The sequence below is a fragment of the Dysgonomonas mossii DSM 22836 genome, assembly GCF_000213575.1.
In the GTDB taxonomy this organism is placed as follows: Bacteria; Bacteroidota; Bacteroidia; order Bacteroidales; family Dysgonomonadaceae; genus Dysgonomonas; species Dysgonomonas mossii.
In genome coordinates this window covers 206,001-217,390 of the sequence record NZ_GL892005.1, presented here as the reverse complement: position 1 = coordinate 217,390, position 11,390 = coordinate 206,001, and the positions used below count along the sequence as shown (strand labels likewise).

At 39.6% G+C, this 11,390-nt stretch carries 14 protein-coding genes; 4 read left to right on the top strand and 10 right to left on the bottom strand.

Annotation, left to right across the window (positions count from 1 at the left end):
• Positions 1–18: 18 nt before the first annotated feature.
• The 7 genes from HMPREF9456_RS04500 to atpD are packed head-to-tail and all read right to left on the bottom strand — an operon-like array spanning position 19 to position 4,674.
• Positions 19–573: a F0F1 ATP synthase subunit delta gene (locus HMPREF9456_RS04500; protein ID WP_006842282.1), complete on the bottom strand. Its 555-nt coding sequence runs from the start codon at positions 571–573 to the stop codon at positions 19–21.
• Positions 574–582: 9 nt separating this feature from the next.
• On the bottom strand, positions 583–1,083 hold the full coding sequence (gene atpF, locus HMPREF9456_RS04495) for a F0F1 ATP synthase subunit B (RefSeq protein ID WP_006842281.1): 501 nt from the start codon (positions 1,081–1,083) through the stop codon (positions 583–585).
• 14 nt (positions 1,084–1,097) lie between these two features.
• Positions 1,098–1,349 carry an ATP synthase F0 subunit C gene (gene atpE / locus HMPREF9456_RS04490; RefSeq protein ID WP_006842280.1) on the bottom strand — a complete coding sequence of 84 codons (252 nt, stop codon included), beginning with the start codon at positions 1,347–1,349 and terminating at the stop codon, positions 1,098–1,100.
• A 45-nt stretch (positions 1,350–1,394) separates the two neighbouring features.
• On the bottom strand, positions 1,395–2,444 hold the full coding sequence (gene atpB, locus HMPREF9456_RS04485; protein WP_018074767.1) for a F0F1 ATP synthase subunit A: 1,050 nt from the start codon (positions 2,442–2,444) through the stop codon (positions 1,395–1,397).
• Between the two features lie 52 nt (positions 2,445–2,496).
• Positions 2,497–2,895 (bottom strand): hypothetical protein, encoded by a 399-nt coding sequence (locus HMPREF9456_RS04480; protein ID WP_006842278.1) that lies wholly within the window; start codon positions 2,893–2,895, stop codon positions 2,497–2,499.
• 4 nt (positions 2,896–2,899) lie between these two features.
• Positions 2,900–3,148 (bottom strand): ATP synthase F1 subunit epsilon, encoded by a 249-nt coding sequence (atpC, locus tag HMPREF9456_RS04475; RefSeq protein WP_006842277.1) that lies wholly within the window; start codon positions 3,146–3,148, stop codon positions 2,900–2,902.
• Positions 3,149–3,159: 11 nt separating this feature from the next.
• Positions 3,160–4,674: a F0F1 ATP synthase subunit beta gene (gene atpD / locus HMPREF9456_RS04470; RefSeq protein WP_006842276.1), complete on the bottom strand. Its 1,515-nt coding sequence runs from the start codon at positions 4,672–4,674 to the stop codon at positions 3,160–3,162.
• A 335-nt stretch (positions 4,675–5,009) separates the two neighbouring features.
• Here atpD and HMPREF9456_RS04465 point away from each other — a divergent pair, with 335 nt between their 5' ends.
• Complete coding sequence (locus HMPREF9456_RS04465; protein WP_245530987.1) at positions 5,010–5,168, top strand: hypothetical protein; 159 nt, start codon at positions 5,010–5,012, stop codon at positions 5,166–5,168.
• Between the two features lie 72 nt (positions 5,169–5,240).
• Positions 5,241–6,434: a saccharopine dehydrogenase family protein gene (locus HMPREF9456_RS04460; RefSeq protein WP_006842274.1), complete on the top strand. Its 1,194-nt coding sequence runs from the start codon at positions 5,241–5,243 to the stop codon at positions 6,432–6,434.
• Between the two features lie 95 nt (positions 6,435–6,529).
• On the opposite strand, the gene HMPREF9456_RS04455 is transcribed toward HMPREF9456_RS04460, so the two are convergent.
• The 3 genes from HMPREF9456_RS04455 to HMPREF9456_RS04445 are packed head-to-tail and all read right to left on the bottom strand — an operon-like array spanning position 6,530 to position 9,007.
• Positions 6,530–7,303 (bottom strand): TatD family hydrolase, encoded by a 774-nt coding sequence (locus tag HMPREF9456_RS04455; protein ID WP_006842273.1) that lies wholly within the window; start codon positions 7,301–7,303, stop codon positions 6,530–6,532.
• Position 7,304: 1 nt separating this feature from the next.
• Entirely contained in the window at positions 7,305–8,012 is a 708-nt protein-coding gene (locus tag HMPREF9456_RS04450) for a hypothetical protein (RefSeq protein ID WP_006842272.1), read from the bottom strand.
• Positions 8,013–8,029: 17 nt separating this feature from the next.
• Positions 8,030–9,007, bottom strand: coding sequence for a polyprenyl synthetase family protein (locus tag HMPREF9456_RS04445; protein ID WP_006842271.1), 978 nt, complete (start codon positions 9,005–9,007; stop codon positions 8,030–8,032).
• A gap of 178 nt (positions 9,008–9,185) precedes the next feature.
• On the opposite strand from HMPREF9456_RS04445, the gene HMPREF9456_RS04440 reads away from it, so the two are divergent.
• Together HMPREF9456_RS04440 and HMPREF9456_RS04435 are read left to right on the top strand one after the other, a co-directional pair.
• Complete coding sequence (locus HMPREF9456_RS04440; RefSeq protein ID WP_006842270.1) at positions 9,186–10,178, top strand: glycoside hydrolase family 43 protein; 993 nt, start codon at positions 9,186–9,188, stop codon at positions 10,176–10,178.
• Between the two features lie 16 nt (positions 10,179–10,194).
• The gene (locus tag HMPREF9456_RS04435) at positions 10,195–11,340 is read left to right on the top strand and encodes an aldose epimerase family protein (protein WP_006842269.1); all 1,146 of its coding nucleotides are present in this window, start codon (positions 10,195–10,197) and stop codon (positions 11,338–11,340) included.
• Positions 11,341–11,390: the final 50 nt, after the last annotated feature.

Genomic DNA, 11,390 nt, shown 5'->3' with positions numbered 1-11,390 from the left:
AAATAGGTAGAGTATCTATTATCCAATCTTACTGTTTTCGGCGACAAACTTTTGCTTGATACGCTTCAACTGACTTTTTACGCTGGCATCCAACCTGTATGTGTCGATATAGAGAATAAAGCCTCCTTCGATATCCGGATCTACACTTGTTTCAAAATCAAGCGTCCCCGGTTTAATTTTCTGTAGCAAGCTTTTCATCTTCTGTTTTGTAGCATCATCCACAGGGGTAGCAGTAACTAGCTTCCCGGTATTGATATGTTTGGCTTCACAATACAAATCGATGTAACTGAGCGCAATATTTCGAAGATACATTTCACGTCTTTTTTTCACTACCAGCTCGGCAAAACGAATATACTCGTTACTCGGTTTTGCGCCCACAGCAGCCTTTACCAGCGCAAGCTTATCTTCGGCATTCAACGTAGGATTATCCATTGCCATACGCAAACGGGGTTCGCGGACAAATGACGATGCTACCTTTTTCATCTCGGCAAACAATACATCCTCCGCTTTCTGATCCACTGCATATAGCAACAGAGCTTTAGCATATCGCTTAGAAATCATCCCTTCATTCATAACAGTTGATTAAGATTTAGATACCATAGCTTCATCCACTAGGCGATCAATCATTGACATTTGTTCTTTAGGGTCTTTCAAGGTATCTCGAAGAACTTTTTCGGCAACATCCACAGATAGTTCAGCTACCTGACGACGAATGTCGCGTATAGCCTGATCTTTTTCCATTTGGATCTGCTTTCTTATTTCTTCCATTTCCTTTGCCCCGGCTATCTTGGCTTGTTCACGTGCTTCGTTTATAATACGATCGCGTGTATCAGCCGCCTCTTTCAAGATTTTCACCTGTTCTGCCTTAGCTGATGAAAGTATCTCATCACTTTTTTCTTTTATCGAAGCCAATTGCTCATTGGCTTTCTGGGCTGCATCCAACGAATCTTGTATATAGTTTTTGCGTTCCTCAACCATTTTGGTTATCACAGGGAAACCAAATTTGGCCAGAACGAAGAAAACTACTATAAAAGATAGGAGCATCCAAAAAAGAAGGCCGGATTCAGGTAATAGTAAATTCATATCTATTTACTAATTTATAGAATAAATCCGCAAACTACAACAGCAAACAAAGCTACCCCTTCTACTAGAGCTGCGGCGATAATCATAGACGTACGAATATCTCCTGCTGCATCCGGCTGACGGGCTATCCCTTCCATAGCAGAACTACCGATTTTACCAATACCGATACCTGCTCCGATTACAGCTAATCCTGCACCCAGTGCAGCACCAAAACCTGTTAAGCTTGTTGCAGCTTCTGCTGCTTGTAATAAAGTTGATAGTAACATAATTCTTTAGTTTAAAATTATTCAATTGTTAATTTACTTTTAATATTAATGTTTTTCTGCATGATGATGTGGCTCTATTTGTGCCAAACCGATAAATACGGCCGACAGCATAGTAAACACATAAGCCTGAATATATGCGACTAATATTTCTACCAGACTGATAAATATAGTCAGCAATACAGAGACAACAGTCATCGAGCTATTGATCACCGCTCCTAGATTTGCCGTAACGAATATCAAGCAGGTAAGACCCAATACAATAGAGTGTCCTGCAAGTATATTAGCGAAGAGACGAATCATCAACGCAAAAGGCTTTGTAAATACCCCCACCAGTTCTATTGCAGGCATGATAGGTATCGGCACCTTGAGCCAGGTAGGCACATCGGGCCAAAATACTTCTTTCCAGTATTCTTTCGATCCGAAAAGATTCACGGTGAAGAATGTAAACACGGCAAGCACCAAAGTGACTGCAATATTACCTGTCACGTTTGCACCTCCCGGAAAGAGGGGTATCAATCCCAATAGGTTGTTGAACAAGATGAAAAAGAAAACAGTAAGCAGATAGGGAGAAAATTTTCTGTAATTTTTCCCTACACACGGCTTAATGATATCGTCCTGCACACTGATTATAAACATCTCCATAAACCCGACAAAACCTTTCGGAGCTTTCTTCTCTCCCGTCTTAGCTTGTCTTCTGTACCATTTAGATACACTTAGGACTATGATTATAAGAAGTGTAGAGCTGATTATCAAACTGGTTGCATTCTTCGTCAACGAAAAGTCCCAAGGACGTATTTCTTCACCCGAAGCATTTTTTTCTACAATCTTACCTTTATACTTACCTTCTTGTGCAATATAAAATCCTTCGTATGCCTCATGCCCATGATGGAACTTAGATGACATAAAAAAATGCCAGCCTGAAGTCTCCCCTTTCACGATGATTGGCAACGGTATGGAAATATGTGTATCGCCAAACGAAGTTAAATGCCACTCGTATGCATCAGCAAGGTGATCGAGAATAAGTTCTTTAACGTTCAATTCTTTTTCGGGCTGAGCCTCATGTGCGTTTTCTGCTGCCAGAGGTTGAAAGCCCATTACGGTAAGCAAAAGAACTGAAGTTAAAATGTATTTTAAATAGTGTTTCATACTATTGTTGTTTTTTCTTTAACCGTTTTTCTATCCTTAGAAACAAATATGCCTCGAAGGCTAGAAAAAGAAGATAGAAAATCATAAAAATAAGGACGAAGCTTTTAATATTTTCTTTTATTACCACGACATAGGTTGCGATGAAGATAAGCGAGGCGAATACTTTAACTACTTTAGTCAGCATGTACACATTCAGCATTTGCCTTTGTGTCGCTTTCCGGCTTGATGAGTATGCATACAAGACAATCAATGACTCTAGTATTATAAAGAAAGCCAGAATACCTTCGTACCATTTGGGATAAAACTCAGGAAACTGATAGTTGAGCAAAGCCTGTATAAGAGCTCCTGTAACAATCCCAAACAGGGTAATAGAAAGAATTAATTTTACTTTTACATCCATCCCTTTAAGATACACAGATTGTCACAACCCCATTATTCACTTCCACCATGCCACCGCCTACTTCGAGAGATTTTTCCACACCGTTTTCGGTATAGGTAATAACTCCCTTCTGCAAGGCCGAGATCAAAGGAGCATGGTCGGGATAAACCCCGAAGCTGCCTTGAATCCCCGGAATTACAACCGAAGCAACCATTCCGGAGAATAGCTTAGCCTCGGGTGAGATAATATTTAGTTGAAGTTCTGATTTTTTCATATATAAATTCTTTATCCTGCAACTTGCGCAAGAATCTTCTCGCCTTTAGCTATTGCATCTTCTATTGTACCCACGTTCAAGAATGCTTGTTCAGGGAGGTGATCAACTTCACCGTCCAGAATTCTCTGGAAGCCTTTGATTGTATCCTGAATATCAACAATTACCCCCGGAACACCTGTAAATTGTTCTGCAACATTAAACGGTTGAGACAAAAATCGTTGAATACGTCTCGCACGGTTTACAGTCTGCTTGTCGGTATCCGAAAGCTCTTCCATCCCGAGAATTGCAATAATATCCTGAAGCTCTTTGTTGCGCTGCAATATTTGCTTCACACGTTGAGCTGTATCGTAATGCTCCTGACCTACAACGTTCGGGTCTAAGCTTCGAGAGCTGGAACCTAGAGGGTCTACCGCCGGATAAATTCCCATTTCGGTAATCTTACGATCGAGCACCGTTGTGGCATCCAAGTGAGAGAATGTTGTTGCCGGAGCCGGGTCTGTTAAGTCGTCGGCAGGCACATACACGGCTTGCACCGAAGTGATGGATCCGTTTTGTGTAGAAGTAATACGTTCCTGCATGGCACCCATCTCTGTTGCCAATGTAGGTTGATACCCTACGGCAGACGGCATACGTCCCAACAAGGCCGACACCTCAGATCCTGCCTGAGTAAAACGGAATATATTATCGATAAAGAATAAGATATCTTTAGGACCTTCAGCTTTCGAGTCACGGAAAGACTCGGCTATAGTCAACCCCGAAAGGGCTACATCGGCACGGGCTCCCGGCGGTTCGTTCATCTGACCGAAAACAAGCGAGATCTGTGACTTCTGAAGTTCGTCGTAGTCAACCTTCGACAAATCCCAGTTACCTTCTTCCATGCTTTTCTTGAACTCTTCTCCATAACGGATAACGTTTGATTCTATCATTTCCCTTAGCAAGTCGTTACCTTCACGGGTACGCTCTCCTACTCCGGCAAATACAGAATATCCATTATGTTTCTTTGCAATATTGTTGATAAGTTCCATAATCAATACTGTCTTACCCACACCGGCTCCGCCAAATAGCCCCACCTTACCTCCTTTTGCGTATGGAGCTAATAAGTCCACTACTTTGATTCCGGTGAATAACACCTCGCGCGTTGTTTGCAGTTCTTCAAACTTAGGCGGCTCTCTATGGATAGGCGCACCACCTTGATTGCTCAAAGGCTTCATTCCATCGATAGAGTTACCTACAACGTTCATCAGACGTCCTTTTACATGGTCACCGATCGGCATTCTGATAGGCGATCCCAGTGGAACCGCTTCAAGCCCACGGCTTAATCCGTCTGTACTGTCCATAGCTACGGCACGCACTGTGTCTTCGCCTATGTGTTGCTTTACTTCGAGAATCAAAGAGCGACCATCAGGTCTTTTAACTTCAAGGGCATCATTGATCTGCGGCAGGTTTAGGGATGGATTGGCTGTATCAAAAAATACATCCACCACCGGCCCGATAACCTGGGATATGTGCCCGACTAATTGTGACATAAGCTTTTGTATTTATATTGTTTATTTCTAATTTCTTTTGCTTCAACAAATAAAGCCTTATTAACTAAATAAGGTAGGAAGAACTATAATGATATAATCCTATAAATATTTCAAAAACCTCCTTATCTACAGGGATTTTGTGTGAATTAATAAAAGCTTGAGGTATCTATGCGAAATCAATATGGTACCAGACCCCTCTATCAATTGCCGAAGACAAATATAAGCAATATTAATATTTAATAGTATTTTTGTTGGCAGATTTTATAAGTAAACTTATTTTTTTTAAACCTAATTTAACCATAAATAATAAAGTCTGGAACAAATGCCAGCGATATATGCAGAGCATTGAGACAATAGAATCAAGAGCCCATGATATTCAGGATGGTTTTAGAACAAAGAAAGAGTTTATAGATATTCTTAACAGAAATATTGACATTTATAAAGAAGAATATGATCGTTTTCAAGAAAAGAAATATCCTAATGATTATTTTTAGAATATCTTTGAACTTTGAAATAGACAAATTACAGTTTGTACAAAATAATTATCAATAAATAAAAATAGAGACATGGGAAAAGTATTAATTATCGGAGCCGGAGGAGTCGGAACCGTAGTTGCACATAAGGTCGCACAAAACATGGATGTGTTTACCGAAATAATGCTTGCCAGCCGTACAAAATCGAAATGTGATGCTATTGCTGCGGCCATAGGCGGCAACAAGATACAAACAGCACAGGTAGATGCTGACAACGTGGAGGATCTGAAAAAACTATTCAATTCCTTTAAACCTGAACTTGTGATCAATGTGGCGTTACCTTATCAGGATCTTACCATTATGGACGCATGTCTGGCATGTGGGGTAAACTACCTTGATACTGCTAATTACGAGCCGAAGGAAGAAGCCAAATTCGAATACAAATGGCAATGGGCATATCAGGATAAATTTAAAAAAGCGGGGCTTACTGCAATATTAGGTTGTGGTTTTGATCCCGGTGTAACAAGTGTATTTACTGCTTATGCAGCTAAACATCATTTCGATGAGATACATTATCTTGACATTGTAGATTGCAATGCCGGAGATCATGGAAAAGCTTTTGCGACAAACTTCAACCCGGAAATCAATATCCGTGAAGTAACCCAAAAAGGTAAATACTGGGAAAACGGAGAATGGGTAGAAACTGAGCCGCACGAAATACACAAGCCATTGAATTATCCTGAAATTGGGCCAAAAGAATCATATGTTATCTATCATGAGGAACTGGAATCTTTGGTGAAAAATTTTCCGACTCTGAAAAGAGCTCGCTTTTGGATGACATTCGGACAAGAGTATCTTACTCATCTTCGTGTAATTCAAAATATCGGTATGTCACGCATCGACCCTATTATTTACAATGGTGTTGAGATTGTTCCAATCCAATTCCTGAAAGCCGTGTTGCCTGATCCGGGCGAACTTGGAGAAAACTATAAAGGACAAACTTCTATCGGATGCCGCATAAAAGGAATCAAAGATGGAAAAGAACGCACCTACTATGTGTACAACAACTGTTCGCACGAAGATGCTTACAAAGAAACAGGCACACAGGGAGTAAGCTATACGACAGGAGTTCCGGCTACCATAGGCGGTATCATGTTTATGAAAGGCTTGTGGCGCAAACCGGGCGTATTCAATGTTGAAGAATTTAATCCGGATCCGTTTATGGAACAACTAAACAAACAAGGTTTGCCTTGGCACGAATTGTTTGATATAGACTTGGAAATGTAATAACAACGATATTAAACTTACAGCCCTACAAAGATTAATTTCTCGGTAGGGCTGTTTTATTTTACACCAAAAAGTTGGCTTATATTAAGAGTCTGTTATTTAAGAACAAAAAGCTTTTCAGCATTTTCTGTTGTAATTTGTCCAACCTCTTCGGCTGGTAAACCATATATTTCGGCTAGCTTAGTTACAACATTCAACGTATAAGAAGACTCATTCCTTTTTCCTCTGTAAGGAACGGGAGCCAAATAAGGAGAATCTGTTTCGATGATTATATTAGACAAATCCGTTTCTTTAAGAACGGTTGGCAATGTAGAATTCTTAAATGTAACAACACCGTTGATACCCAACATAAAATTCTTCAACGAAAGAATCCCGTCAAGCTCTTCTACCGTTCCTCCAAAACTATGAAATACTCCTCTTAAGTGCTGTTCGCCTACATTCTTAATGCAGGATATACATTCGGCTATTGCATCCCTTGAATGTATCGCTACAGGCAAATCATATTCGATACTCCAACGCAGTTGTTCTTCAAACACTTGTTTTTGCTGCTCCTCAAAGGTTTTATCCCAATAAAGATCAATCCCGATTTCACCAATTGCAATATACGTGCGTTTAGAAAGCTCTTTTCGGATAATATCCAATTCCTCTTCCCAGTTTTCGCCTACACTGGTAGGGTGTAACCCCATCATCGATATACAGTATCCTGCATATCTATCAGATATATTATGTAAGCGATCTATAGAAGAAGCATCGATGTTAGGTAACAATATTTTTTCAACTCCAGCTTGTTTTGCCCGTTTAATAACATCGTCTATATCGTTGTCAAATTCTTCAGAATAAATATGTGAGTGCGTATCAATAATTCTCATTTCAATCTGTCTGGTTCTCAAATTTTTCTTTTTCTTCTTTTCTCAAATAATATACAACTCCGTACTCTTTGCACCTCTCCAACCGTTCTTTTGGGGGCAAACTAGCAAAGGCTTTCTCTATTTGATTCCATACCAAAGTCAAGGTAGCGTCTATATCTTCGCGTTGCTGACTTAAGGTTTCCAGCTGGCGGGATGTTGTATTTTGATATGTTTTTTGTGCAAAATATGCATCTTTAAACAGCGAAAAAGCTACGTTCACCCGAGCAATTGTAGGATTGTAGATCGGCGTTCCTCCTTGCGAGATGCGGGTCTGTTCTCCTTTTATTATATTCTCACCCCAAAAGAGTAGTGAATCGTTGCTGGTAAGATCGGGTACAGTAAAATCGCTCGGATCAATCCCATATAGTTGTTTCACTTCTTTTTTTATCTCATTGCGGATAACACTGAAGTTGAAAACTTGTATAAAATGAGATATATACAATCTTGCATTTTTTACTAATCGTTGAAATTTACGGTTAGCGGCGGCCTGTACTTCGAGGCTATCACGATATCTTACTTGAGCTGTTTCAAAGTTGCGTAGTAAATGTTGTAGTTTGTAAATATCCAGAGTAATTACATTCTGACTAAAAAATGTATTGCTCTTTTCTATTGCCGTTTTCAAAGCCCTTATCCGAGCATTATCGGTATTGGGTAAGCGTCTGTAAGGCATAGTTGTAATGTTTTGTGTTATGAAATTCTTGTCATGAGGCTTTCTGCTAATTTGTAAAGCTCTTTTTTCCGTGAGGCATCTATACTTACTTTATCCAGACATGTCACTGCCTGCTTATAGTAATCATTTATAAGATCTTCTGACTTCTGTTTCAAATTCAGTTTATTATATATGGCTGTCACAGCCTTTATTTTCTCCGAAGCATCATAATTCTCTTTATTAACCCAGTTAATCAGATCATCTTTCACTTCTTCGCTCAATAGAGCATTGATAAACAAGAAGGTTTTCTTATTGCAAAGGATATCTCCTCCTATTTTCTTTCCAAAGTTGGAGCTATCTCCGTAAACATCAAGCAGATCGTCCATAAGCTGAAAACCGAGTCCTACATGAATGCCATAATTATATAAATTTTCAGCATCCTCAGCCGAGGCTCCGGCAACAATAGCGCCTTCCTTTAGTGAGCAAGCCAAGAGCACGGCAGTCTTCAAACGTATCATCTCCAAATATTCAGCGATAGTTACATCCATACGTTGCTCAAACTCCATATCGTATTGCTGCCCGCAACATATTTCGGTTGCAGTAGTAGAAAATAAATCTAAAACAGGCTTTAAATATTGGGAATCTATCTTTGCGATCTCTTTATATGCCTCTATCAACATAGCATCGCCGGATAATACAGCAGTATTGTCATTCCATTTGATGTGCACCGTTGGATTTCCCCTACGCATATCGGCTCTATCCATCAAATCGTCGTGAAGCAATGTGAAATTATGAAATATCTCTATTCCCAGAGCAATTGGGATCACACGTTCCACATCTTCTTTATACAGGTTGTAAGACATAAGGGATAATGCCGGACGAACACGTTTCCCTCCAAGTGACAGGATATAAGATATTGGCTCGAAAAGAGACTTAGGTGCAGAACTGTATTCTATCTTTTTTATCTCTGTATTTACTATACTCAATATCTCATCAAAAGTATATAAAGAAGCCATGATTTCGTCTGGATTTTAGAGGTTGGACACTGTGATTTTTCGTACGATAAATTTTGCTTATCTTGATCTCAACAAAGATAACTTTTTAACTACAAAAATCAAAATATTATAAAAACTCAATCTTTCTAATCAAAAAAGTCCTATTTTTATGGTTCGGTAATAAAAAATGTATTATTAAATGAAAAACAATTATTTACTTATTTTTGCATGTCTCTCTATCATGCAGGCTTGTACGCCCAAGCAAGCCAACCCTGAACAAAAAGTCACCGCAGGAAACCCAATCGTTGAAGGATGGTATGCCGACCCTGAAGGCATAATCTTTGATGACAAATATTGGGTATACCCGACTTATTCTGCACCATATGACGAGCAAGTCTTTATGGATGCCTTTTCATCGCCAGACCTCGTAAACTGGACTAAACACGAACGGATAATCGACACAGCATCTGTCAAATGGGTTAAACGAGCCATGTGGGCTCCGGCAATTCTCAAAAAAGACAACAAGTATTTTCTTTTCTTTGGAGGGAATGATATACAAAGTGATAACGAGTATGGCGGCATTGGTGTAGCTGTTGCCGACAAACCGGAAGGTCCATTCAAAGACTACCTTGGCAAACCCCTGATCGACAAGTTCTATAATGGAGCACAGCCTATCGATCAGTTTGTGTTTAAGGATAAAGATGGTAGCTACTATATCTATTATGGAGGTTGGAAACATTGTAACGTTGCCAAATTGAATAATGACTTCACAGGCTTAGTTCCATTCGAAGATGGAACAATCTATAAAGAAGTAACACCCGAAAACTATGTAGAAGGTCCATTTATGTTTATACATAACAATAAATACTACTTTATGTGGTCGGAAGGCGGATGGACAGGCCCTAACTATAGCGTAGCTTACGCCATTGCAGACAGTCCGTTCGGCCCATTCAAACGCATAGGCAAGATTCTACAGCAAGATCCGAAAGTAGCTACAGGAGCAGGACACCACTCTGTGATACATGAACCGAAGTCGGACAAATGGTATATCGTATATCATCGTCGCCCTCTTACGGAGACAGACGGCAATCATAGAGTTACCTGTATCGATGAAATGCAGTTCGACGAAAATGGATATATAAAACCTGTGGTTATCACCAACGAAGGAGTAAAAGCAAATCCTCTTAAATAATAATTAAATCTAAGTTATGAAGAAAACGTGTTTAGCTGTATTAACAGTATTACTGTTGGCTGTTAGTTGTACAGAAAAAGCTCCCGTAAGCCAATTGACTGAGTCGGGACTCGACAAAAAGAATTTTGAAACAGAAGTAAATGGAAAAAAAGTAGGCCTGTTTGTCTTGAAAAACACAAATGGAATGGAAGTATGCGTTACCAATTACGGGGGACGCATTGTTTCTGTACTTGTACCGGACAAGGATGGCAATAAGAAAGATGTCGTAATCGGGTTCGACTCTATACAAGATTATATTAATGTACCCGGAAATAATTACGGAGCGGCAATAGGACGCTACGGAAACAGAATCGGAAACGGAACTTTCGAACTTGACGGTGTAAAATATGACTTGCCTAAAAACAACTTTGGTCACACGCTGCATGGTGGCGACAAAGGCTTTCATACTGTAGTATTCGATGCCAATCAAATAGATGATAAAACAATCGAACTGACTTATCTTTCGAAAGATGGCGAGGAAGGTTTTCCGGGAAACTTAAAGACCAAAATCACTTATACATTGAAAGATGACAACGCTATTGACATCAAGTACGAAGCTGAAACAGATAAGCCAACGGTGGTAAATCTGACAAACCATACATACTTCAATATGGATGGAGATCCGGATTCAAAAAATACGGATTGGCTACTCATGCTGAATGCTGACAATTATACTCCGGTAGACTCTACATTTATGACTACAGGCGAGATACTTCCTGTAGAAGGAACAGATATGGATTTCCGCACACCAACTGCTATTGGTGCAAGAATAGACAATTATGACTTTGTTCAGTTGAAAAACGGAAAAGGGTATGACCACAACTGGGTATTAAATACAGGTGGAGACATCAATAAAATAGCAGCTACATTAGAATCGACTAAAACAGGAATAGTATTGGAAACATATACTACCGAACCGGGTCTGCAATTCTATGCCGGCAACTTTATGGATGGTAAGGACAAAGGTAAAAAAGGTAAGGCAAATCAACACCGTGCTGCCGTTTGTCTAGAAACTCAAAAATATCCTGATACACCGAACAAAAAGGATTGGCCTTCGGCAACTTTACGTCCGGGTGAAAAATATACCAGCGAAACAATCTATAAATTCTCTGTAAAGAAATAAGAGATTGAGCTTAAACAATAAAAAAGAGAAAGATTGAATCTTTCTCTTTT